We start from the raw sequence: 25,298 nt of genomic DNA, 5'->3' as shown, positions 1-25,298 counted from the left end.
TAGAATTCATAAGGGATAATTTAATGATTGACAGATTAGAGCTTACAAAAAATGTCCAGTTCTATGATCTTAAAATTCCTCTCGATAATGAGGAAAGACAAATTACAAATGACGAAATTCTGAGCATCCTGAATTCTGCCGATGATAATATTGAATCAGATTCTGATTATCTGATAAATGATTTCAGGGTGGGAAGGAACTTTATTGATGCTGATGTTAATTTTATTTATTCTCTGCGCGTCTTCCCTACACTAAGGCCTGTCTATTTTATGGGGGAGGCTGAAGGTGGTGAGAATTTTTACGATACAATATATGCATTCATATTGATTCTGGAATTTGATAACAGTATAGCCATAATAAAAAAGAGCTGTGCAAACATATCTGATAAATTAGAGAAAGATTTTAATTTAATCACAAGTCACTCATTGGCAGGAACATTTAATGATTCTGATGTTTCATTTCAGAAAATATCCACGCGAAGTATGACTAATTCGGATAAAGCCATCAGGAATCGTTCATTTGAATCATCAGATCTTAAGGGGGCTTTTTCTACACATGCCGCTGGCAGATCTATACCTTACTATTTGAAACTTCGACAAGGCCCAACAATCAAGACAATTTCAGGCAGTGGCAGATTAGTTGAAGCATCACAGAGAATTAGTTTCGATGATATTGCCTCATGGTCTTACCATCAATTATGTCTTGTCAGACAAGGTGGCGGTATCAAAGATTTTTTAAATTATTTTGCACAACAGAAAGAATTAAATGAAGTTATGGCATTAACTCTGCCGAATGCACTCCTCATTGAAAGTACTGCTTTGTATGAAAAAATAGAGTCAGAAGGGCTAAGGATTAAATATAAACTTCCCGACGGTGAAGATTGTTATCTATCTGAGAAGAAGCTTAATAAGCTTTTTCAAAAACTCGAAAAAGTTTATGAAATCAGAAATGATTTGACGCTTGATTCAGCTATTGGCAGTGCAAAAATAAAAAGGAATAATAAAACGCTTACAATAGAGTCTACTATCCTTAGACGGTTAAAAGTTGTATCGAATGGTAAAGAATCTACGCTCCAGAGTTTCATCTTTAAAAATGGATTCTATAGTATAACATTCCAGGATCCTCGTTATATGTATTTTATGGGGAATTGCTTCGAGGATGCGTCTGGAATTTCAGAAATAAATAGTATTCTGGAAATTCTTATGCCTGTTGACAATATGGATAAGGTACTAAGTGAAAAGGGTACTTTTACAAAACTGAGTACTAAATTCTCTACGGGATCAATGTTTGATTTAGTTGAAGAAATTCATAAGAATGATGACTATATATTTTGCGACGATCTGGGGAACGAATGGGCTGACCACATTACGTTTAATAAACAAGATTCTTGCATCAGTTTCATTCATTCAAAACATGGCTCGAAGACGACGTCAGCAAGCAAGTTACATGATGTTGTCGGACAGGCAATTAAAAATCTTGGATACATGTATTTTAGCGCGCCGGATCTTTTAGATAAAGTTAGAAATAAACTAAAGAAAAATTATGCAAATAACAATACCGAAACGAAGATCAAAAAGATAAGAAAAGGTGATACAAGAAAACTCAAAAAGTATCTTGATGATTTATCAAAAGATGTCAAATTGCACAGAAAATGTATTTTGAGCTGTTCATTTATTTCAAAAAATGAAGTTAAGCGTGAGTTTGGTAAATTGCGACGTAATCTGCCAGTAAAGCCGCATGTGATCCAACTTTTATGGATACTGTCTTCCTTTTCTCATGCGGTCAAAGAAGTTAATGCAGTGCCTGTAATATATTGTGCAAAATGATCGTGTTAGGGCATACTTACTGTGACGATGCCCGGTTTAAGCCGGGCATCTAGGATATATTGTTTTTATACTTCCTGATATTCCCCAATACTTTTCAACAAATAATTGTACTGGTCAGGGTCTGATTTGTGCATTTTATCCAGAACGAAATTGGCCACCCTGGAAATCTCAGGAACCTCAAGTGGTTTAAATCCACGGTCAGGTATTGATTCAAGATGCGAATATTCATTGTTGAGGCGATTTATCAATGCAATGGCAGTCGCATCCTCTTCGCCAAAAAATTTCTTGATCTTCTCAAATGAATCATTTTTATCGTCATGCCAGGGATACTTGAAGTACAGGAATGCTTCCAGAAATTTTCTGAGATTATTTCCGAAACCATAAAATGGTTCGTAGGATTCATTTGCCATAGTCTGATCTCGGCATTTGTAAATCTGCTGAAAAAGATAATTAAATTCCGTAATATAATCATTCAAATACGCAGGCATAAGAATAATATTACTTCCTCTGCCGTTACGTTCCAGCATGAAGTTTTCTTTGTCTTCGACGTTTCTTGCCTTACCTTCACCGACCGTGATTTTCTTTTTAGGAATAGATAATCTTTTGAGGTATTTTAAAAAATCCAGATTATGCGTGGAAATGAAAAGTTGCTTGTATCGATAGCTATTGGAATTATCAGTATTTTTAATTGGTTTAGCTATCAATCCTTCAATCAGGCTGAACATAAAAAATATATGATTCCCATCTAAACTGGAGATTGGGTCATCAATATAAATAATAAGCTCTTTACCTTTACTCTCTGGTTCTTCCAGTTTTGCGATAAAATAGCAAAGTGCGATTAAACTACATTCACCTTCGCTTAGGTTGAAGGCCGATTTTCCTCCTCGCATAATTTCGAATTTAACTGATGTTTTAATCGAATCGTCTTTGGCTTCTAATTGTATGCTATCGTGTCCAAAGTAATGATTGAGCAGTGCATTTACTTTTTCTGGTCCTTTGCGTTCGTCTTTTTGTTCACCCTGCAGTTGTGTGATCTTTTTTTCGCGTTCAGTGACTTGAGTTCTGGCATCAAGAAGATCAGTGGACACTTTATTGGCTTCTGTTTTTAAATTCTCTATACGAATTAATTCATCATCATAGTTAATTGTTTGAATGAAGGATGCAACATCAGTAAGTCTTAGTGCGTCGCGGGCTGCAATCTTATCTTTTTCGAGTGTCTTTGTTCGAGTGTTGTTTTTACTCACCAAGCTATTTATATCGTGAGAACACTGCTGAATTTTTTCAACAGAATAATGAGAGTCGGGTATTTCTAACGGTTTAAACAGATCGTTTTTTCTTGAAGTTAATGCTTTTTCCAAAAATTCCAGATCTTGTTTGTTGACGGCTAATTCTTCATCAAGGTTCGTCTTACTTTGCTCGAATGCAACACGCTCTTCAGGATAAAACATATTCCCTGTCAAAGTCATAAATGTAGGAATCTTAACAATTGCATTTGAGATAGACGTTAAGCAGCTATCAATGTCTGATTCCAGAACTGAGGACTCCTTGTTAAAATGAGAGTCCAGAACCTGCCAGATATCATGCGGCAAATTTTGGCGACAGAAAGCACACGTCTCTCTCTTTTCTTTATGAAGTGGGATCCCCTGTTTTACCCATGTTTGTAAAATGCTATCGTTAAGTAGTTCCTGGAGAGGTTGGGTAGGTATAATCCGTCTGGAGAGAAGCTCTTCTGCTATTTTTCTGATTTCTGCGATTTTAAGATCAATATTTATCAAGGTAGTAATGTCAGGAAGCGCCTCTTGTCTCAGGAGCGAAATCTTGTGCGCTTGCTCTTCCATACTAAGACATCTAAATTCAACTTTCTTAATGGCCGAGATATCCTGTTTTATATTTGTAATGCTGTAAACTGATTTCCCATATTCTCGATTCTTTTTTATCTTATTATTAGCGTGAGATCTTAGTTTTTCTTCCAGAGCATCTGAAGCAGTTTGATGATTGGTCTTAGCCTGATTCCATTTTTTGTTTTTTTCTTCCTGATTAAAGCGAAAACCTGATTTTGTTTCTATGCTACCAAGTTCGGTTTCTATTTCTGCAATGGCATCTTCGATTTCTTTATTTTTCTCACCAACGATAGCAAATGTTTTGATTTCACCACTATCCTGATTGACAAGAAAACTGAGGTTATCGTTCACAAAATCACGATTATAGACTCTGATATCGTAGTGGTGGTTATTGACGTCGGCAGAAGTAATATTACCCTTATCGCCGTAAATAGTTAAAGATGGAGTCGTAAAGTTAGGGGGAAGATGTTTTGTCTCTAAAGCTCGAAAGATCCGTGATAAGGTAGTTTTTCCCGAATAGTTGCGCCCATACAAGACATTTAATCGTTTAAAGCTCTGAACATTATTACCGCGATCTTTAACACTTTTTCGCCAGGTAAAATCACTAAAACTACCAAAATTAGAAATGTCAATCTGATTGATCATTGATGTATCATCCTCATACATATCTCTTAAATACGATAGACAATCAGTCCAACTGAATCCTACCGTTCATTCCACGACTAATATTGCTGCGAACAAAGTATTCAAATACCCATATGGGCACTTTCAATACTTAAACTGATCCAGTTTAATGAGAGAAAATTGTGCATAATTTGATATGGTTCTGAAATTTCGACTTTTTACGTGCTAAAGAAAAATTATCTGGGGGTATTGTATTTCTGCTTCTATTTTCCATCGATGCTTCTTGCTGTCCATCCCCAATCGCAGTATCCTTACCCCGCATCTGCAAAATCAGGTGCCGGGATTGGAACCCTGAGAAATGTTACAGGCGACATACGACGCGTCCCGCGTCTTTTTTATGTTGTGCGCTCGGTTATACCTCAATGGTGGGCTGGGCGGGGGCACCGCAAGGTGCGCCGGTTGCCTGTAACGCCGGTAGTTCCAACCCCGTTCAGTCCACCACCATGAGATTGGAACCTCTGGTGGTGGGTTTTAAACCTGTTACAGGAGGTTGCCTCTATGGCTACGATCCCCACCAAAACACATCCGTTACTTGCTGTTCCCTTTAATACCGCCACGGACTTCACCGTCCTTGCCGATCACTGCGAAAACTTCGCCGAAACCCTGATTGAAAGCAACGATCCCACACTGAAAATGGCGCTCTGCGGCAGACTCAACGCCTGTCTGACGCTGTTGCAGCCCACGTTGTTAGAACCCGTTCCTCCCCATCTTATTGAAAGCCTGACCGTTGACACTCTCCCTGCAAATTCCCCCCGTTTCGAGCCTGAATGCACAGAGCTTTGTCGCTACTGTCTCTCCCTGACGCAGACGCTGGCGGAGCAAGGATTTTCTTCTGAAAAGGAGAAACAGCTTAGCTACTTGCTGTATGACCTGATCAACTACTTCGCTGCGGAAATGAAAGCCCCGCGCTGGCTCCGCACCGCCGATGGTGTGAAGTTTATCGACGAGGTGGCCGCATGATGCGACAGGACTGGCATTCGGCCGATATTATTGCCGGGCTGAAAAAACGTGGCACTTCGCTGTCAGCACTTTCGCGTCAGGCGGGGCTGGCATCCTCCACGCTGGCTAATGCGCTTACCCGCCGCTGGCCCAAAGGTGAAAGGTTAATTGCCGAAGCGTTAGATATCGCGCCTGAGCAAATCTGGCCTTCGCGCTATCGCTGATGTTCCTCCGGCGCAGCCCGGATACGGAAGCTGCGCCGCATTTTGTTTATCCGATCCACAAGAATCCTTTGAACTGCAAAAACAGTTTTCTATTATCGGCCTTCTTTGTTACGCACTAAGCTCCCGCCTGCATGAAATGCTTCGTGACCTGAAAGAAGCGCCTGATGTATCAGGACGGTTGCCGTTTTACCGGCAATGTCGCCTTTGAAAACTGCCGGATCTGTCCTCTGATGGATTAAGGCTTTCTTCACGCTTTATTACGCTAAGGAAATCACAATGAATCCGATGAATAATTGTGCATCGCCTGCTGTAGATGTTATATTAAAATATAATATCCGGAGGTGCTCTATGTATACAACTCGCCTGAAAAAGGTCGGCGGATCCATCATGCTGGCGGTTCCTCCCGCCGTGCTGAAAACGCTGGAGCTGTCGACGGACAGCGAAGTGGGTATGACCATTGATAATGGCTGCCTGATTATTGAACCCCAGAAACGGCCCCGTTATTCGCTTGAGGAACTGCTGGCACAGTGCGATCCGCATGCTGAAATAAGCGAAGAGGGTCGGGAATGGATTGATGCACCTGCGGTGGGCAAGGAGATCCTGTAGATGGACAGAGGGGAAATTTGGCTTGTTTCACTGGATCCGATTGCCGGCCACGAGCAAAGCGGAAAACGTTCGGTGCTTATCGTATCGAAGGCATCATTTAACACGTTCACCCGGTTGCCCGTTGTTGTCCCTGTGACCAGCGGCGGAAACTTTGCTCGCGAAGCCGGTTTTACCGTCTCACTGGACGGCGCGGGAACAAAAACAACGGGCGTGATCCGCTGCGACCAGCCCAGAACCATTGATATGGGAGCCCGAAATGGTAAGCGACTGGAGCGCATACCCGACGCTGTCGTGAATGAGGTGCTGGCCCGGCTGGAGGCCATTTTGAGCTGATGTTTTTTATGTAACCTGAAGGAGAGCGCTGTCACATACAGCGCTCTCCTTTTTTATAACGACATGTGATTAAAAAATCCTTTTGTTGGTAAAAATAGTTTCTCCTTTCCGCGCCAGCGGCACTGGCATAGTCTCCCCGTTGCCCTATGCTGTCGTTGACAGCGCCACGCTTCACAACCTGAAAGAAGCGCCTGTTATCAGGACGGTTGATCCGTTTACTGGTGCCGACCTCTGCAAACACCGGGTCGCAGAACATCGCGACGGAGGCCAGAGTTTTAACACGATACATCCTTTACTGCGCCAGACTGCTGGTCTGAATCTGCACCGCGCCGGAATTCTCCCGGCTAACTTATATCTGCTGACACCCTCAGTGCTTTTTACCTTACGGACTGCGGCCTGCATTGCCGCAAGGCTTTGCTGCCGCGTGGCCGTAAAGCTGCACCAGACGGTAAATTTTCAGACACTGCACCAGTGCCAGTGCGTCACTTTAACCGCGCAGAGCGGGAAAGTGACGCACGCAGCCTTTTCGACCTGCACCAGAAAACTCAACTGCGCCAGCTCACGGCTGGATCCTGACACCGCCTTTTCAGGCCATTTGACCAATAAGGAGAACATGAACCGATACCAGAGGGGATCAGGACGATCCGGGGGATGACCCGCTAATGCGGGCGGCTGCTCAGAGAGCACAACCGAAGCCCCTCCACACCTCAACGGCTGCCGCCCCGGCGCTCAGGTATCGTTCGCAGCCCCGGCAAAAAAACAGGGGCTATCGGCCTACGCGCCGGGGAAAGCTGTATCAGTGTTGGTTTTTTGGCGATGAGTTTGCGGCAATCATGAAAGGGGGAAAATATGGGGATTCTGGAGCAGGAAATGAAGCGCCTTGCGCAGCAGGCAGGCGGTAGCCATAAAACGGTTCACGACCGCATTAAGCTGGCGCAGCGGTTTTGTGAACGTCTGGTACTGGCGCAGAATGTGCAGATCCGACGGGTGGAGCAGCTTAAGGCGCGGCATGTAGAGGGTTATATCCGTGAACGGCTGGCGCAGGGCATCACGAAGCGTTCCCTGCAAAACGAGATGGCAGCGGTACGCTGCATTCTGAAACAGGCCGGGCGTGACAGGCTGGCGCAGAGTGAGCGGCTGAATAACCGCTCGCTGGGATTATCCGGCGCATCCCGTAACGGTACGAAGCTGGCTATCGCGCCGGAGCATTACCGTCATGTGCTGGAAACCGCCCGCGCAAAAGATCCGGGGCTGGCGGCAGCGCTGGAACTCTCAAGGCTGATGGGGTTGCGTTCACAGGAGGCGGTGCAGAGCGTACAGTCGCTGAAAACATGGCGGCAGGCGCTGGATCGTGGCGATACCCGGTTAACCGTGGTGTTTGGCACTAAAGGTGGACGGCTGCGTGAAACCGTCATTCTTGATGCTGGCGCTGTCAGAAAAGCGCTGGATAATGCGCTGGCTGTGGCAGAAGATCGTCATGGCAGGCTGATAGATAAGCCCGATCTGAAAAGCGCGATGAAGTACTGGCACAGTCAGGCGTCATGTCTCGGGTTAACGGGCGTATATTCCCCGCACTCGTTGCGTTATGCATGGGCGCAGGATGCTATTCGTCATTATCTGGCGCAGGGATTTGGTGAAAAGGAAGCGCTGGCAATGACGGCGATGGATTTGGGGCACGGCGACGGGCGCGGGCGGTATGTGGCGCAGGTTTACGGAAGAAGAGATTGATTGGCAAAAAATAATAGTTTCCAACTCGTAAAATATGATTATTAATAGGTAAGATGTTGATATTATGACAGTTGTTACAAAAGGTACGGACAAACTGGCGAAGTTGATTGATAGCCGTTGCCTTGAAAAAATCGAGTTATCCATCGGTTTTCGTACAAAATTATTTGCCCTCAAATAATTTCGGGTGATTTCCTATTAATCTAGGGGTATTAATCGGTTTTTTGCATACTTTCCTATCAATATTGATAAGAATAATAATCATCGACTATTGAATTCATTGTTATTCATTATAAATCAATAGATTATGTTTTGATGGTCGATTTTTGATAGCCATCACATTATAAAATATCCTTTATTCATCGTTATCCACCGAAAAAATTTCTACGTAGAAATTTTTTGTACGGTTTCCTTTTAATAACAATGTTTCTGAACGGTATGGCCTATTAACAGATTTCTGGTGCAGCGTTACGGTATTTTGCTGATGATTGCGCCAGCAAAAGGAAAAAGGCCAGATAAAGGTAAAGGGCGACTAAGGGTAACAGCGCCAGACCGGAAAAGGCCTTTATACTGGCGCAGTTTGATGTTTATCCGGCAGTATCTGGCGCAGTCCTGACACAGGCAGGCGACGGCAGACTGGTGCAGGTAAACGATGGCACTGAACTGGTGCAACTATGGCGTATCGGTAAATCGGTTTCTGGTGCAGATTGTCTGGCAGCTCTCGCCTGAAATTATTCACTGTGGATAATTTTCGTTATTTGCCTATTGATTCGTAATATATTGATAGGTTTTCGTACAGAATTATTCTACGTAGAATAATTTTGTACGCTTTTCGATTAATAACCCAAAAATTGAAAGCAAATCCTTTCAACGCAAAAAGCAGACCCGGATTCAATCAGGATCTGCTTTTTCATTTTTAATAAATCATACTTCTACTGACTCAGGCCGCTTTATGTTGCCGGGCATAAATATACGGCGCAACGTACCCCTCGCGACTCACGTCCAGATAGTCCGACCACCACTGCATCATGTCCTTGCGTGCATCAAGATGCTCGGCGCGGTGGATATATGCCGCCCGCACGCTGTTGCGCTCCTGATGGCTCATCTGCCGCTCCACGGCATCCCGCGACCAGAGTTCAGATTCCACCAGTGCGCTACAGGCCATTGCGCGGAAGCCATGTCCGCAGACATCGGTTTTAGTATCATAGCCCATCAGACGCAGCGCCCGATTGATGGTATTTTCACTCATCGGTTTATACGGGTTATGGTCGCCGGGGAACACCAGTTCCAGATGGCCGGAAATTTCGTGTATCTGTTTCAGAATGGCGATAGCCTGACGAGAAAGCGGCACAATATGTGGAGTACGCATTTTTGCGCCACGGCCAGAGAAACGGACTTTCTCAATTGTTTCCCTTGTGGCGGGAATGGTCCAGATTTTGTTTCTGAAATCAATCTCGCTCCAGCGGGCGAAGCGCAGTTTACTGGAGCGAATAAACAGATGGAGTGTCAGCACCACCGCCAGCCTCGTAAGCTGCCGTCCCTGCTGATAGTCGCCAATGCGCTCAAACAATTCGGGCAACCGCTCCAGCGGCAGGGCGGGATAGTGATTCTTAACCGGCGGTGCGGTGACGCCTTCCAGATGCTGCGCCGGGTTGCTTTCGGTCAGTCCCTGCTGAACGGCGTAACGCATGATGTTGCAGAGTTGCTGCCGGGTACGGGACGCGACTTCCAGAAAGCCTTTATCCTCGATAACCCGCAATAACGCCGTGAAATGCTGAGTTTTCAGCATCGTTACGGGCAGATGACCGATTGCCGGGAAGATATGGTTTTTCATACTGGCAAGAATGCGCTCTGCATAGTCAGCCGACCACTTTTTGTTGGTTTTGTGCCATGCCACCGCAACGGCCTCAAAGCATTTTTCCGGTGACGCGGCGGCTTTTTCAGTCATGCGTTGTTGTGCGGGATTGATATTTTGTGCCAGTAGCTTACGGATACCGTCGCGCTGCTGGCGGGCGTCGGAAAGCGAGACCTGCGGATAGGCACCTAATGCGATACGGGATTCTTTTCGGTTGAAGCGATATTTGAGATACCAGAGGCGTGAACCGCCCGGATTGATAAGCAGATACAGACCATGAGAATCGGTCAGTTTAAAGGGTTTATCAGAAGGCTTGATACTACGGATTTTCGCGTCGGACAGGGACATATGGTGGTCACTCCATTATTGAACTGAAATGACCCCAAATCAGACCACCAATTTCGCCGGATGCGCAGGGAAAACCAGATACGCATCGGGAAAGATTTTCACGCTAACTTATTGAAACCTAATCGAATAGGGACTTTTAAGCACGCATAAAAACAAGAATTTGGCTCCTCTGACTGGACTCGAACCAGTGACATACGGATTAACAGTCCGCCGTTCTACCGACTGAACTACAGAGGAATCGTGTGAACGAAGCGAATATTAGCGGTGCTCTTACGCCTTGTCAAAGGATGGATGCAGAGAAACAGTTTGATTGCTGACAAAATCAACAATCTGGCAATTATAATCCTATTTATGCCCTCCTACGGTGCAGCCTACCCCTTTATAGGGCATAGCGATTTCAGCTGACTCGAGAATAAAACAGCGTTTCAAATCAAAAATTCTTATTATCCAGCCAGTTAGTCGCTTAAAAAAGGCGGATTTCAAAACTGGCAGATATATTGCACTACTGTTCTTAAGATTATTGCCAGCATTCAAACTGGCTTTCCTGACCGGAGGCATAATGAACTTAAGACGGCTGAAATATTTTGTAAAAATCGTCGATATCGGCAGTCTGACGCAGGCAGCGGAAGTACTGCACATTGCACAGCCCGCGTTAAGTCAGCAGGTTGCTACTCTCGAAGGGGAAATGGACCAGCAGTTATTGATTCGGACTAAGCGCGGCGTGACGCCGACAGAAGCGGGCAAAATTCTATACACCCATGCCCGGACAATCCTGCGCCAGTGCGAGCAAGCACAGCTGGCCGTTAATAATGTAGGGCAAACACTGCGTGGGCAGGTATCTATTGGCCTTGCGCCGGGCACGGCGGCATCTTCCGTTACCATGCCGTTGTTACAGGCGGTACGCGCAGAATTACCGGATGTGCAGGTTTATCTACATGAGAACAGCGGCACAGTGCTGAATGATAAATTACTCTGTGGTCAGCTGGATATGGCAGTGCTTTATGAGCGCTCGCCGATAGCAGGTATTACCAGCCAGCCACTACTGAAAGAGGACCTTTATTTGGTAGGTACTCGCGATTGCCCTGGTCAAAGTGTTGATCTTGCTGCGGTGGCTGAAATGAGCCTATTTTTGCCGCGCGATTACAGTGCGGTGCGTCTGCGGGTTGATGAAGCCTTTTCGCTCCGTCGCCTGACGGCAAAAATTGTGGGTGAAATTGATTCCATCGCGACGCTTACCGCTGCAATCGCCAGCGGTATGGGCGTCACCGTACTTCCTGAATCTGCGGCCCGCACGCTTTCCAGCGCGGCCAACGGCTGGATGGCACGAATTTCAACGCCGTCAATGAGTCTTCCTCTCTCACTTAATATTTCCGCCCGCGGTTCGCTGTCGCCCCAGGCGCAGGCCGTAAGGGAAATCCTGATGTCGCTGGTTACCAGGCCCGCGCTGGAGAACCGCGAACTGCTGCTGGTAAGTTGATGTTATAACTAAAAGGAATAAGTTGCTGGTTTTTATTATTTGTTCTACCGGGCCCGGGACTTTAACAATAGTGTTATGTCATAGCGCCCCGGAGGGTAGGGTGAATTTCCAGCAACTTAAAATTATTCGCGAGGCGGCACGTCAGGATTTTAATCTGACCGAGGTCGCCAATATGCTTTATACCTCGCAATCCGGTGTGAGTCGTCATATCCGTGAGCTGGAGGAAGAGCTCGGCATCGAAATATTTATCCGCCGGGGAAAACGCTTACTCGGCATGACGGAGCCGGGAAAAGCATTACTGGTCATCGCGGAAAGAATACTTAACGAGGCCAGTAACGTTCGTCGACTGGCCGATCTCTTCACTAATGATGCGTCTGGTGTACTGACTATCGCAACGACTCATACTCAGGCCCGTTACAGTCTGCCGCCGGTCATTAAAGCCTTTCGTGAAATGTTCAGAGACGTTCGCCTGGAACTGGTGCAGGGAACGCCACAGGAAATTGAAGCTCTGCTGCATAATGGTGGCGCTGATATTGGTATTGCCAGTGAACGCCTGACTAACGATCCGACGCTGGTGGCTTTTCCGTGGTTCCGCTGGCACCACAGTCTGTTGTTACCTAACGACCATCCGCTGACTCACCTCACGCCACTGACTCTGGAAGATATCGCTCGTTGGCCACTCATCACCTATCGACAGGGTATTACGGGGCGTTCACGTATTGATGAGGCTTTTAGCCGCAAAGGGTTAACGCCAGATGTGGTGCTGAGTGCGCAGGATTCAGACGTCATCAAAACCTATGTAGGGTTAGGGTTGGGGATAGGGCTGGTGGCTGAACAATCGACAGGGGAACAGGAGAACGGCGGGTTGGTGCGACTGGATACCCGGCATCTGTTTGATGCCAGTACAGTCTGGCTGGGCCTCAAGCGTGGGCAACTGCAGCGAAACTATGTATGGCAGTTTATTGAACTGTGTAATGCCGGGCTATCTCTGGCTGAAATTAAACGTCAGGCAATGGAGCCTGATGAAGTTGTGATTGATTATCAAATCTGAATCTATGACCAATGTATCTGCATGATACAAAGGGAGTATAGCAATATTTAGAAAGAAAAAGAGCCTGTTTGTAAACAGGCTCTTTTATAAGAACTTATCGACAAATAAACGGATGTCCTACCTTAATGACTTCATTGTTAGATAGGTAGTGTTAGAGCCAGAAGTTATTTACCATCCTATAAAGTAATGTTTATTATTCATCTATAAAAAAATCTGATATATAAATACTTGTTTATGTATTTGGTCTCGCTAGTCGCGCAAAGTTAGCTTCAGAATGTAAGCTTATGTGTAATAAATTCGAAGGGTGTTATGACAGGTCTAAATAATATATTTAAAATATTATCAGGGCTAAGAGGTTGCCGACGACTACCATGGCGGAGTTTCTTATATCCCCTTTAATTATTAACCCTTATTTTAATTAATAATTCATTGGGTTAATTTTAAACTCAATGAGGTTTCTTTAACCATTCAAGGATCTCGTCATGTTTTCCATTAAAAACCATCATATTTCTCCTGCCGTACCCTCTCATCAGGTAATTACCGTGCAACCTGAGAATACAACTCTGGCAACAGTAAATACACTGATTGAAAATTTGCCAAAGTTACCAGGTGCAGGGGATAAAGCATCACCTGAGCAAATAGAGCGGCATCGACAAAATTTGCATAAATGTCTTTCAGAGCTTGATGTTACCGGACGCTGGATGCGAGACCAGGGCGATGCTGTCGTCCGACCTGTTGCTGTTGGGATGCAGGCAATTGTTGAACATGCTTTATTGCAGGATCTGGCACAGAACAAAATCAAAGACGTTTCTGTCATTTTTACTACTAAATATCCCCCTACACCACTTTGTAGCGAATTAAATACATTAGATGCCTCACTGGCCACCCCGGACGTAATTAACTCACCCGGCAGCTATGATACTGTTATCTCCCGGCAGGCTTCTTTGCGTTCGCTCATCGATCAGCCCGGAGTAGATACCTGGGCTTTTTATACCAGAGTAAGGGAAGAAGATAGCGAACAGAAAATCTTTGACACGATTGCTGGCAGCAAAGGCGATCGCTTTCATGCTGTTAATACCAATAGTGAATTACCGGAAAGTTTGTCTGGGGCGACATATGTTATTACTGCTCTGGATGGTCAAAAATCAGTCCTCGGTATACGTATTACCCAGGCGAATGAAAAGGAAAAACAGTGTGTACTGTTTACAGAAAAGGGCGGGCAGCAAGAATTAAAAGATTTACATCATTACCTGGCGCAATTGCCGCCACAAAATCAGGCGTCGCTGCCTGAAAACCTGTTTTTATAACCGCTGTGCTTTTCTGTCAGGGTTAATAAAGTGCTGGCCAGACGGCAAGCGACGTTAAGCTGGTGCTTACATATCCAGAATGAGCAATATTGCCATAGCAAAAAGCCCGCTAAAAGCGGGCTTCTCTATAGTAGATCACTTCAAAGGCACTTAGCCCGGATTGTGCAGTCTGATCAATCCTCAACTATCTCAAACCACAACTAACCTCGCTACAGTGTTGAAAAATGCTTTGGAGCGTTAAAGGCATTCCGTCGAGTGGCTACCCGTTATGAGAAAAAAACAAGAAACTATCGTAGACCCGCTTTTATATCCAAAAATACAAATTAGCTTTGCACGTATGCATAATACAACACAGTCCTTGATATATACTGAAAACGCAAAATCTGTCCTGAACAGGTTTTTTAATTGGTTTTATTAATAAATATTCATTCAACAAAATGGTTTTATTTCATCATAATTCAAGAGTGGGATATTCATTCTGCATGCGGATTCTAATAATTATTAGTTAGTAAATAAATTAATATTTTTTATATCCCATAAGTAAACTTTATATTTAAATGGCTATTTATGTTTTTGGTGTCATTAATGATGCAAGGTTATTAACTCAACGTAGAGGCATGCGAGCTAGTTCTAAAGTTGGAAAAAGCGAGTAAATACATCATGCTTGAAGTCAGGATAAGTTTTTCTAAAATATTTACATCCTATAAATTTTTGCTAAATAATCAAGGAACCCAGTATATTGTCTATTACAAACTATCATTTATCACTCACAATTTACTTACACAAGCCAATTTCAGGACAATCTGATAATATCACGCTGGCGTTAGTAGATATGCTTACTAATAATTTAGCCAAATTTCAGCGCAGTGACCTAAGGAATTAAGCGCAATGTATTTCCAGAGAACCATAGGTAATGTCTGGTAAAAAACTTAATCAAGAGCATTTTGCTGTAAATAGAATTTATCCTGTTATGACCGGAGTAATTATGAAGCTAGAAAATTTACAATCAAATAATCAATGTGTTGCAGGGGAAATAAATAATGATTTAGTTCGTGAGTTTAACTCAGCACCACTGCCAATACCATCTCATTTATCTGGTAATTTAAAAAATATTAAAAATGTACATGTGAAACCTTCCAGCGATGAGAATCCCACGAATCCTGAGTTGGGTAATATTAAAGAGGTAACAGCAAATAATAAACAAAATAATCTATCCCAGAAACGAAAATCACCCATCGCTGAAAACACTCAGATCAGTACTGTATCTCCGATGAAAAAAATATCGCTTGTGCTCCATGATTCAGACAGTAAAAAATCAAATAGCAAAGAGATTGTGTCCTCGATACAGTCAACGTCCGCAACATCATTATCCTTTAATGCGTTATCAGAAAATCAGAAAAATATTGTAGAATCTACTCTTAGAGAACTATCCGGTAATAAACAATTGTCTAATGAAAGCGAGGGAATACTGCCAGAGATAATTCAGACGATGCCAGAGTTTTCAGAGTATTTACTAGTAATTGAAAATCCAGATAATGTGGCGGCAAAAGAAATAAGGTTATCAAGTAAACATAATTATACAAAAGTGTTACACATAAAAAAAGATAAAACAGGCTATACATTATTAACCACGGATAACAAATTAATAAAGCTCGGGAATAGTATTGATGATATATATAAAGCTATATTATTATCAGTTAATGAAAGCAGCAGAACGAAAATCAGTTCGATCCCAAAGGGAAGTGAAATAGATACACATATAAAGGCGCTTAAAGAAAAAGTTATACAACATATTTATAACAGTCCGAACAGAGTGTTATATGGTCTGTTAGCAAAAAGTCCGTACGATACAGTGACCAAAAAAAACATCCCAGATTTGTCATTTCAATGTGATGAGCCATCTTTGTTAAGAGTTCGCCATGATGCATTAGCGCGAGACAGAAAAGAGTATTTTACCTTTAAAGAAAATCAGGATTTTGCAAGCAAACTTATCAGCAAGAATGAAATCCAAAGTAATAATCGGAGTAATAATGCTGAAGATGAGGAATATACTAAATGTTATAAACAATTAAACAAGACGATGAAAGCAGCTTATACCAATAGTCCGACATTCAGGCGGCTATTCAACTATGCCTTTGATACCGGTCTTGCTAAGTGGTCTCTTGTAGTAGATGAAAAATTTAGTACTACTCAGGCTGCGAAAAATAGCGGAAGATGCGTTATTTCGATGAATATGAGATCCGGTATAGACAACAAAGACGAAATTTACATTACTACCGATGGTAGTAAGCTATTTAATAGTAGACGTTCTATTATTAATCAACTGGTCAGTGCACTGACTGGATTGACGCATGATGAATTAGGACATCCGCGCGGACCGATAATTGAATATAGCAATATCATTCTGAAAGAAATGGGTGACACCACATCACCCCAGATTGCAGGTAAAGCTAAAACTGTAAAGGATATTGTAACTAAAGATAGCCAATCTGATATTAAACAAAAATCATCTATGGACGTGGCCACTGAAGTTAGCTTTGGCATACCGATTAAAAAGAGATCATCTCAAGTTGTCCATGATAGTTCACAAGAATCCATACGTAAAAAAAATAAGCCAAGTGTGAAAAAGTCAACTGAGACACAGTTTCCATTATCAGTTAAGCTAGGCACAAATTTAGATACAGGTTTAACTTTAGAGGAATTTAATGAAATAGAAAACTACAATGCAGCGCGACTGCAAAGCTTATCAGAAATTCATCCGGTATTAGCCAGCAATGTTGAGACGGAATTACTTGATAAAGGCTTTTTACTCACACGTGTAAAAAATTCACCAACAGATACATTATTTGTTACATTACACAGCAGTTTTAGTCAGGCCGTTAATGACAATTCTCGTCTTAAAATTGATGAGAATGAAATTACAACTAAAATACCTGAAGGAATGGAGTTAAATTTTTTAAGTCCTCACGGTTATAATCTTATGATTGCTATTCCTGAGAAACAAGATGAATATGTGAGCGCTGAGGAAGATATTATGAGCATGGAAGGTAAAACCATCTCAATATATTCAAGATTAGCATCCACTAATTCTATGAGGGATAATGTTCAATATTCTGAATTTACTGAGGATACAGCTGGAACGTCAGAAGAAGGAAAGATTAGGAATTATACTTGTAAACCTGATATTCTTAGTGGCAGAACGGTAGCTAGCATATCGGTAATTAGAAATCGTGTTCGTGGCGAAAACTTAATGGATATACTAACACTAGAATCACACCCCGATTCTTCAGGCAAAGAGAGAAACATTAATACATTTAAAGATTTGCTTTCTGTTATTGAATGCTCTCACCCTGAGTATAAGAAGATAGTTTTCGCCACTTGTCGCGGTTCAAGTGGAAAATCAGATAAATATTACACATATCCGACTGAACATGCGACTGACATACAAATTCCAGTTTTGGCAAAAAATGTTGCTGAATTGAGTAATACAGCATTAGTAAATCAGTCAAACCCTACAAAACCCACTCTTGATTCAATAAATGATCCGGCAATAGCGGCAAATTATGTTGCTGAGGAGGTTCGAAAACCCGGGCAATGGACGACGTTGTGTGAACGAGTTGTACCGTATGCGTTAATGAGAATGCCTGCATTTAAGGACACCCAACTCAATTTATATAGACCATCGGGAACACCAGGTAAATATAAGGCTTATTCACGAATTTCCGTTAATAAAGCCGGGGAGAGCAAGTACTATATCAATCTTGCAAAGACAGACGATGGCAGGTATTCCGTGATAAATCCTAAATACAAGCCTATCGAAATTCTAAATAAAAATGACAGTTTTTATGCATCAATTATTGATGCAATGTCAAAAGAGCAATGGGAATCTATAATTATGGGTAATGGTTCTCAAGCTGAAATATTGGACTTAAGACATAGGGTCGCTGATACGATATTACGTGATAAAGATCTTATTAATTTAATTTCTAATGCCGACTATGAATTTATCATTAACAGGAAAGTTCCAGTTAAAGCTGAATCTCGGGCTAAAGCCGAAGCTATTCTGCCTACAAAAATGCCTACAGATCCTTCGCAAAATATTCCTTTTGCAAAGCGGTTTTCCACTGAGATAAGAAAGATGGGGGAATTCAGAAATCAGCATGCTGAAATACTCCCACAGATAATATACCACCTTCCAGAACTGGCGAATATAAAATTTGAAATCACCGTGGAGAGCGATATTCCAGGACAAAGCTATAAAATAGGAGCTTCTAATGAAGATTCTTCCAGAAATGTTGCTGCTAAACTAATATTGAGCGGTCAACACTATTGGGCTGTATCTGCCGATGGACGCAAGATAGCAGTACCTGCTGATGGTGATTGCTTCTATCATGCTGTGCTTGCTTCGCTTCCCCCGGCGGTGCGTCAGACGATTGTAGGACAAGCCTCAGGTACAGAAAGTGTCAGAATATTACGTAATAAAATTGCTGACCATGTCTTAAAACACCCTGAAATTGTTGATGGTTTCGTAGTTTCAACATCAGCATATGAGCATAATAGGGAGCTCTATGAAGAGAAGGAAGTAAAGATGCGCAGTCTGGATGTTCAAAAGCATGCGCAGAATAGGACTGATAGTATCACCAGCTTGATTTCAGTTGAATCTAACACTAATGTTCAACGTGTAGAAAGAAGTGAAAGGAATAGTAAATCATCAGTAATGAAAGGTTCTTTTCGTTCAGATGAAGAGCATAATAATATATTACCGGTATCACACCAGCATGTTAATACAACATCTATAAATCCTGCAATTATATCTAGTCTAGATAATGATAATAGTACGTTAATTTCTTCTCCTATAAATCAAGTTGATAAAAATGAATTTGAAAATAAGACTTGCTTAGAAGAACTTGATGATCGTCTTAATTCTGCTTGTGCTAATTTGGAAGGCTTAGACCTACAGAATTTAACGCATTCTGATATAGAAAGTATTTTTGAAAACAAATCGTTAACTGAATCTATTATCAGTGAAAAAAATATAATTGCTGAACACGACTTTTCCGCAAAAAAGAGTTTTAAGAAAGAATATGTCTCTGCACAGCAATGGGGTGATAATGTTTTAAATGATTGGCGACTGGGCGTAAACTATATTGAGAAAGCTGTTAAAACAAAGGACGAATCTGCATTCAACGATGCCTGCCAAGTTTTTGTACCTGATAATTTCGATTTTCATTCCTTTTCAAAGCTTCCAAAGGGGACTAAAGCTTTTTATTTTTCAACGCTCGAATATTTAGTTAGCAACAATTTAGTTTCTCGACCATTTATTCAGAAAGTTTTACAATTATTGATTGGTGCAGGTTTGGATAAAGATAATAATTCGAATATTCTGGCCAAAATTGTTTTTCCGGCTTCTGGCAATCCGCACTTTGCTGACAGTATCTGGTATCCAACCTTGTGGCGTATTTTGGTCACTTGTGGTAAGAAGTTAGATCCCGCTAGTGGTGTATCAAAGATAATAGAAATCTTACTTACCCATAAATATAAATCTTCGTTTGTTGGGATGCCAGTCATATTTTTGAACTATAATCGTAGTATGAACTTTTATCGAGCTACACTAGGAGATAGAAAATATCTCAGAGATTATTATGCCGTTCCATGCTCACTGTTACCATCTTATCGGCAGATGATAGATTCAAATAAAAGTTCAGGTTTTATAAAAATGATTAATAGTTATCGTCCGCATGCTCATGAGCTGAATTCAAATCTTGCTGCAACTCTTCCCGAGCTTGACAGAATGAAAGATCTAGTTGGTGTTGATGGGCCTGTATTAGAAAAATATAGAGATCGAGCTACACTGTATCCAACTGCGGAAGCAATTCTGCTTCCAATTAAAATAGTAGACCAGTTGATAAGAAACTTAATCGAAAAAGAATCTGCTTCTTCTATTTTTGATAAAGATAAAAGACCAGGTTCTCAGCGTCTTTCTCAACAATTTATGCGCGCGTTCGAGTGTGACAAACAAGCTGGATCTGACCTTTTCGCATTGTTTCTGAAATCACTGTCAACTTCAGTGAGCCAAAATACAAGCAATAGCAAGTTTATTCGAAATATGGTCAGTTTAATTCAACGCAATGATGATTCTTTTAAATCTACTATACATGAAATTATTTCAATAAATAATGATGTTTTTTATATTTATTTGTCTCTACTGAATTCGATTTATGAAAAAACAGGGGATAAAAACATTAAAAAAATGATAAAGAAATGTATAAAAGATTTTCATGTGGAAGAAAAAAATCTTTCAGTAGATGAGCGAAAAGTCTTTATGGAGCGATTGACTCGTCATAAGGAAGATACGTTCCCTGGTCAGAATGCTCAACTTGCTCAGCTTGATGCAATTGCTGAAAAAGCAAATGAGGATTTGACTAAGCGATTAGATAATCAGATTAAAAAAAATGAAACTTCAAAAGAAGTCAATGATAATGCGCATAAATTAAATGGAATTATCGGTGCATTTGGCATGATTGTTCCTGAAACTGCCTACGAACTCCTTAGCTGTGATAGTAATGCAAAGGAGAATGAATTGACTGTTGCTTTAGATCTTTACAGAATAATGTCTGAAACGCTTGAACAGGTCAATGAACAGTATGAAGTTTTTGAAAAAAATAGATTTAATAACTGTAAAAGACTAAACCTTTTAAATGATATTAAAGAAAGTAATTATCAACTCGAGAATCTTAAAACGAAGAACCATGGATCAACCTCATATCAGATCGGATTAAATTACGAGACACAACGTAAAAATATTGAATCTAAAATAATAAGGCTGCAATCAGAATTGCATAGCCTTAACAAGAATGTCGTTAATTATGAATCTCAAGAATTCAATGATTTGGCAAATTGCATTTATACATTTTCTGAGGATAATTACCTGTTACTCAGTGGCATTAAAAAAACGCTTCTTGAGCTCGAAAGTTCTCATAGAAGTAAACGTAATGAATTAGCGGAATTACAAAAAAAAGCAAATGTTACAGATTCTGTTAAATCATCTGAAGATTTAGATAAATTAACCTCTCAACTTGCTGAAATTCGCCAGCAAATCAGTACTGAAAAGCAAAAGGAACAATATTATTTAAAACATCCTTATGTTGCTTACGATTCAAAACTTCAAAAAGTAGTAGATAGACTACATAAATTGAATGCTGATAGTACAAAATTGAAATTGCAACGTGACGAAGCACAAGCAAAGATTAAAAGTGATATTTCTACATATGAAAAAGAAAATCTCTATATTTTAACGAATACGTTACAAGATAAGTACATTGCAACATTAGCAGAGATTAAAGAATTAAAGAAAAAGGAAAATATAATACGTCATCAGCATATTTTAAAAATTAAAGAGTCATTTTTTACTTCTTTTCAAAAAGAAACTATGGCTGAAGGTAAAAAAAAATATGCTACGGATAGCCATATTAAATGGTTGCGTGAAAATGCGGACCAATATAAAAAAGAAATTGAACGTCTTACTGGTAAACGCAATGAAACATACTCTAAGTCAGTGCCTAAAATGCCGCCCGCTCAAGCATTACTTATAGATTCAGAACTGGAAGAGTTAGATCTCAAAATTAGTCAAGCTCGTTTATCATTATCTTTTAAGAACAGAGAGTTTGAACAATACAAGAAAAAAAACTATCCGAATGAAAGATTTTCATTATATGATGATTTTACAAAACCAATATCATCGCCATTAAAGACAAAACGAGACAAGTTAAAAGAGAGAGTTAAAGTTCTTGAAGATGAGCTTAATAGAAATATAGTCGACAAACTTACTGCTAGTGCAAAAATTAATGAAATTCAAAAAATTCTAAAAGGGAAAATCAATGAGAATAATCTTTCAATTATTCAATCGCGTCATTTAGAACTTGATTCTGTGTTGTCCAATGCCGAATTTTATATTAAAGCAACTGAACGCAAACTTGAAGGAGTAAAAAAAAGACTTACTGAAATTGATAAGGAGGTCGATAAGGAAAGCGGTCAGAATATATTATTTTTTTCCAAAGAGATTACACATTCCTTGGCGAATAAATTAAGTTATGAGTATATTTCTTATAATGTTCCAGTGATCAACTCTGTGCGTTTAAATGATGAGGTTAAAGCACACATGGCGCAGCCTGTTTTACGGGAAAAATGTAATGATGCAATTAAGAAATCATACTCTTATGGAGAACTAGATAAATCAAAATTAAGATCTAACCTGGAAACAGTTATTCGTAGTCATATAATGTCCTGCAAATATTATATTGATGTTATAAATAATATATCTAATTGTCTTAAAGCTCATTCGGCAGACAATCGCGACCACTCCGACTTATCTAAAAATGCCAGAAACATATGGCTTAATAATTATATTTCAGGCGTAGTTTCATCATATGTTAATGCTGTTTATACATCTTCTGTTTCCCAAAATGAAAAGATTAAAGCAGAAATTGCTACTAACCTTGTAGCGATGAGTGAAGATGCCCGCAGGCAGTATGCACAGTATAAACTGAATAAGGTATCCAAAAGCTCTCCACCGATATCTGATGCTGGGCTAAAAATCAAAATGAAGAGTTCATTAGTGGGTGAAGTTTTTCATCTTTCAACTCTATCTGACGAAAATACCAGAGAGGTGCAACGAACCTTGAAGGCTCAAGAGTCTCCCAAAGAAAGTGATCATAAAATATCTGCTTCAGGAAAAAACTCCTCAGATTCTGCTGCTGATACGATTAAAATATCATCTTTACCTGACAGTATTGATGTGGAATCAAAGGGCAATCTCGAAGCGCTGCCCGATCCCGGAGTACTCTTATCAACTGGTTCTAATGAAAATAGGACCTCTGAGTCGGAAAATGCTGCCACTAATTCCACATCTGTTACAGTGCAACATGCTGACTTACCGGCCGTTTCTGAGCTGGATAAATTGCCGACTTCGAAACCCGAAGATATAAATAATGTAGACCAAAATAAGTTATTTGATTCATCGTCAGAAAGTGAATTAGCACCCCTGTCAGAGCTAGTACGCTCCAACGATCAAGACATTAACTCTGCCATTGATACACACCAACAAGTTCAGGGTTTGTTACCCGAACTTAATGAGGATATTTTCACTCACGCTCTGGATATATTCGAATCTGAAGGATTGCATATGTTTTTATCCAGCATTGAAAATGCAGAACAGGAAGTTTTTGATCAATTATTGGGTACTGAGGACGTTAGGGAAAAGCTGCTTGGGATTCCAGAAGAACTGAATGACCATGAGAAAACTCAGGTACCTCTTTTGGCTGGTAAGTTGGAGACGAGCAACACTCAATCCTCCAGTATTCAACCTGCTGCGCCAAACGTAGCTGATGTAGCGGATAAGCTTCCCAAAGTAACATTGGGTACTGAGGACGTTAGGGAAAAGCTGCTTGGGATTCCAGAAGAACTGAATGACCATGAGAAAATTCAGGTACCTCTTTTGGCTGGTAAGTTGGAGACGAGCAACACTCAATCTCCCAGTATTCAACCTGCTGCGCCAAACGTAGCTGATGTAGCTGATAAGCTTCCCAAAGTAACAGACACTCTTAAAAACACCGGAGCAGTTGGTGGTAATGAGTCTAAAGTCGAGGGGCCTGAAACTAAAGATCAGATCAGTTTACTGGATAAAGCAGCGCAATTTAAAAAAACCAGCTGGTCTGAAAAAATTGATAGTTATCTTGAACAGCTTGAAGAAACTTCTGACATTCCTAAGTTCAGTGATTATCAGGAAAAAAATGTTCCACAACTAATGAATGAACTTGAGGTTTATGACGGGAAGCCTGAATCTTTGAAGCAGAAAAAAAATGATGAGAAGACTGTGGTTCGCAATAATGTTAATCATAAAATACCTGACGAAAAATATAAAGATTTCGACTATCGGTTGTTGAATTTACCTGGTAAAGCGGAAGAACATGCTCTTCCACACCATAATTTCTCAGCCAGTATATCAAGAATAAATACAACCAATCCTAACGAATTATCACTTCCTGATGTTCCTTATGATAAACCTGGTATGAGAGCGTTAAGTGAACAATCGAGTAGGCTAAGTACTGCAGATAAAATAAATGAATATATAAAAAACATGCCTGATACTGCCGGTGAAAATATTTCTATTTTACCTGAGCATAATGTATCTCACCCTCTTGAAATTAACGATAGAAATTTATCGGCATTGATGCCGGAACCGCCAAGAAATGAACCAATATCTTTCCTTGAAGAAATAGAAAAAGATACTGGTACAAGCTTAAGAGAAGATTTTATTGATAGATATATTAAAAACCTTCCTGCTACAAATCCACAGGGTGTGAAAAGTTTCACGGCACTGGATGCCAGTCAAGTTCAACTTGAGTTGCCTGATGTGCCAAAAGACCAGGTTGACAGGTTTGATTATATGGCAAAAATCAAGGGTAAAGTTATTGATAACGTTAACAAAGAACTTACTATCTTTATGCAGCAGGAGGTTGATGATATTCGAAAACAGTTTAATTTTATTCCTTTACTTGAACGTATGGAGAATATGACTAAAAAGGATACGCTTACACGACTTAAGCTTCTTGAAAATGATATTAAAAAGGTTGAAGGTACGACCAGCATTAAGGATGAAAAAATTTTCAACCTACTGGCTAGCCTACCTATTGATAAGGCAGAGTCTATTCAGAAGGAACATTCCATAACAAGTGATATATATGAAAGTCGGTATGTTTATTTGGATAAACAAGTTAGACAAGTTTTCATTGATAATATTAAGTCAGGATTATTCCAACCTGATTTAGATATATCCTCCACTAGATTTAATATGGCTACTAACAATATGGATAATGCTAAGAAGACATTAGAAGCGTTAATGAAGAAGCGCGTAATAACTTATTTAGAAAAATCTATCAAATAAGTTGCCGTAAAATCAAAGCGTGCTTGTATTTGGGGATCGTAACTGAATAACATTGCGCAATCCTACCCAGTAGTCAGGTTCGGTCCGGAAGCATTCGATGGCCTTCGGACCGAGTTAAGGGCCAGTATGTGTCCCTTAAT

Annotated in this window: 13 protein-coding genes and 1 tRNA gene; 10 read left to right on the top strand and 4 right to left on the bottom strand. The window is 40.9% G+C overall.

Annotated features, from left to right (window positions below):
• Nucleotides 1–23: 23 nt before the first annotated feature.
• Nucleotides 24–1,826 carry a hypothetical protein gene (locus AC791_RS14210; RefSeq protein WP_049841060.1) on the top strand — a complete coding sequence of 601 codons (1,803 nt, stop codon included), beginning with the start codon at nt 24–26 and terminating at the stop codon, nt 1,824–1,826.
• Between the two features lie 65 nt (nt 1,827–1,891).
• Here AC791_RS14210 and AC791_RS14205 read toward each other — a convergent pair whose 3' ends face one another.
• Nucleotides 1,892–4,312, bottom strand: a complete 2,421-nt coding sequence (locus tag AC791_RS14205) for an AAA family ATPase (RefSeq protein ID WP_049841059.1) — start codon at nt 4,310–4,312, stop codon at nt 1,892–1,894.
• A gap of 537 nt (nt 4,313–4,849) precedes the next feature.
• Between AC791_RS14205 and AC791_RS14200 the strand changes: the two genes are divergently transcribed.
• From AC791_RS14200 to AC791_RS14185, 4 genes are all read left to right on the top strand, one after another.
• The gene (locus tag AC791_RS14200; protein ID WP_049841058.1) at nt 4,850–5,311 is read left to right on the top strand and encodes a hypothetical protein; all 462 of its coding nucleotides are present in this window, start codon (nt 4,850–4,852) and stop codon (nt 5,309–5,311) included.
• On the top strand, nt 5,308–5,514 hold the full coding sequence (locus tag AC791_RS14195; protein ID WP_049841057.1) for a helix-turn-helix domain-containing protein: 207 nt from the start codon (nt 5,308–5,310) through the stop codon (nt 5,512–5,514). Before AC791_RS14200 ends, AC791_RS14195 begins: the two co-directional genes overlap by 4 nt.
• 348 nt (nt 5,515–5,862) lie before the next feature.
• On the top strand, nt 5,863–6,120 hold the full coding sequence (locus tag AC791_RS14190; RefSeq protein WP_049841056.1) for an AbrB/MazE/SpoVT family DNA-binding domain-containing protein: 258 nt from the start codon (nt 5,863–5,865) through the stop codon (nt 6,118–6,120).
• Nucleotides 6,121–6,453, top strand: a complete 333-nt coding sequence (locus AC791_RS14185; RefSeq protein ID WP_049841055.1) for a type II toxin-antitoxin system PemK/MazF family toxin — start codon at nt 6,121–6,123, stop codon at nt 6,451–6,453. It abuts the gene before it with no gap.
• Between the two features lie 31 nt (nt 6,454–6,484).
• Here AC791_RS14185 and AC791_RS14180 read toward each other — a convergent pair whose 3' ends face one another.
• Entirely contained in the window at nt 6,485–6,742 is a 258-nt protein-coding gene (locus tag AC791_RS14180; protein ID WP_199485520.1) for a hypothetical protein, read from the bottom strand.
• 560 nt (nt 6,743–7,302) lie between these two features.
• On the opposite strand from AC791_RS14180, the gene AC791_RS14170 reads away from it, so the two are divergent.
• Complete coding sequence (locus AC791_RS14170) at nt 7,303–8,181, top strand: integrase domain-containing protein (RefSeq protein ID WP_049841054.1); 879 nt, start codon at nt 7,303–7,305, stop codon at nt 8,179–8,181.
• A 937-nt stretch (nt 8,182–9,118) separates the two neighbouring features.
• On the opposite strand, the gene AC791_RS14165 is transcribed toward AC791_RS14170, so the two are convergent.
• Together AC791_RS14165 and AC791_RS14160 are read right to left on the bottom strand one after the other, a co-directional pair.
• Complete coding sequence (locus AC791_RS14165) at nt 9,119–10,381, bottom strand: tyrosine-type recombinase/integrase (protein WP_049841053.1); 1,263 nt, start codon at nt 10,379–10,381, stop codon at nt 9,119–9,121.
• A 161-nt stretch (nt 10,382–10,542) separates the two neighbouring features.
• Nucleotides 10,543–10,618 (bottom strand) — tRNA-Asn (locus AC791_RS14160).
• Nucleotides 10,619–10,940: 322 nt separating this feature from the next.
• On the opposite strand from AC791_RS14160, the gene nac reads away from it, so the two are divergent.
• The 4 genes from nac to AC791_RS14140 all read left to right on the top strand — a co-directional run bounded on the left by nac (nt 10,941) and on the right by AC791_RS14140 (nt 25,158).
• The gene (gene nac, locus AC791_RS14155; RefSeq protein WP_049841052.1) at nt 10,941–11,858 is read left to right on the top strand and encodes a nitrogen assimilation transcriptional regulator NAC; all 918 of its coding nucleotides are present in this window, start codon (nt 10,941–10,943) and stop codon (nt 11,856–11,858) included.
• 100 nt (nt 11,859–11,958) lie between these two features.
• The gene (gene cbl, locus AC791_RS14150; RefSeq protein ID WP_049841051.1) at nt 11,959–12,909 is read left to right on the top strand and encodes an HTH-type transcriptional regulator Cbl; all 951 of its coding nucleotides are present in this window, start codon (nt 11,959–11,961) and stop codon (nt 12,907–12,909) included.
• A 482-nt stretch (nt 12,910–13,391) separates the two neighbouring features.
• On the top strand, nt 13,392–14,216 hold the full coding sequence (locus AC791_RS14145) for a hypothetical protein (protein ID WP_049841050.1): 825 nt from the start codon (nt 13,392–13,394) through the stop codon (nt 14,214–14,216).
• 913 nt (nt 14,217–15,129) lie between these two features.
• The gene (locus AC791_RS14140; protein ID WP_049841049.1) at nt 15,130–25,158 is read left to right on the top strand and encodes a PipA/GogA/GtgA family type III secretion system effector; all 10,029 of its coding nucleotides are present in this window, start codon (nt 15,130–15,132) and stop codon (nt 25,156–25,158) included.
• The last annotated feature ends 140 nt before the right edge of the window (nt 25,159–25,298 follow it).

The sequence above is a fragment of the Klebsiella sp. RIT-PI-d genome, assembly GCF_001187865.1.
Taxonomy (GTDB): Bacteria; Pseudomonadota; Gammaproteobacteria; order Enterobacterales; family Enterobacteriaceae; genus Superficieibacter.
Note: the sequence above shows the minus strand (reverse complement) of the source record. Positions and strands in the feature narration are given on the sequence as shown.

Bases quoted from the DNA above. Each gene is read 5' to 3' on its own strand.
- AC791_RS14210 (WP_049841060.1), top strand. From the start codon at position 24: ATGATTGACAGATTAGAGCTTACAAAAAATGTCCAGTTCTATGATCTT.
- AC791_RS14205 (WP_049841059.1), bottom strand. From the start codon at position 4,312: ATGATCAATCAGATTGACATTTCTAATTTTGGTAGTTTTAGTGATTTT.
- AC791_RS14200 (WP_049841058.1), top strand. From the start codon at position 4,850: ATGGCTACGATCCCCACCAAAACACATCCGTTACTTGCTGTTCCCTTT.
- AC791_RS14195 (WP_049841057.1), top strand. From the start codon at position 5,308: ATGATGCGACAGGACTGGCATTCGGCCGATATTATTGCCGGGCTGAAA.
- AC791_RS14190 (WP_049841056.1), top strand. From the start codon at position 5,863: ATGTATACAACTCGCCTGAAAAAGGTCGGCGGATCCATCATGCTGGCG.
- AC791_RS14185 (WP_049841055.1), top strand. From the start codon at position 6,121: ATGGACAGAGGGGAAATTTGGCTTGTTTCACTGGATCCGATTGCCGGC.
- AC791_RS14180 (WP_199485520.1), bottom strand. From the start codon at position 6,742: ATGTATCGTGTTAAAACTCTGGCCTCCGTCGCGATGTTCTGCGACCCG.
- AC791_RS14170 (WP_049841054.1), top strand. From the start codon at position 7,303: ATGGGGATTCTGGAGCAGGAAATGAAGCGCCTTGCGCAGCAGGCAGGC.
- AC791_RS14165 (WP_049841053.1), bottom strand. From the start codon at position 10,381: ATGTCCCTGTCCGACGCGAAAATCCGTAGTATCAAGCCTTCTGATAAA.
- nac (WP_049841052.1), top strand. From the start codon at position 10,941: ATGAACTTAAGACGGCTGAAATATTTTGTAAAAATCGTCGATATCGGC.
- AC791_RS14145 (WP_049841050.1), top strand. From the start codon at position 13,392: ATGTTTTCCATTAAAAACCATCATATTTCTCCTGCCGTACCCTCTCAT.
- AC791_RS14140 (WP_049841049.1), top strand. From the start codon at position 15,130: ATGTCTGGTAAAAAACTTAATCAAGAGCATTTTGCTGTAAATAGAATT.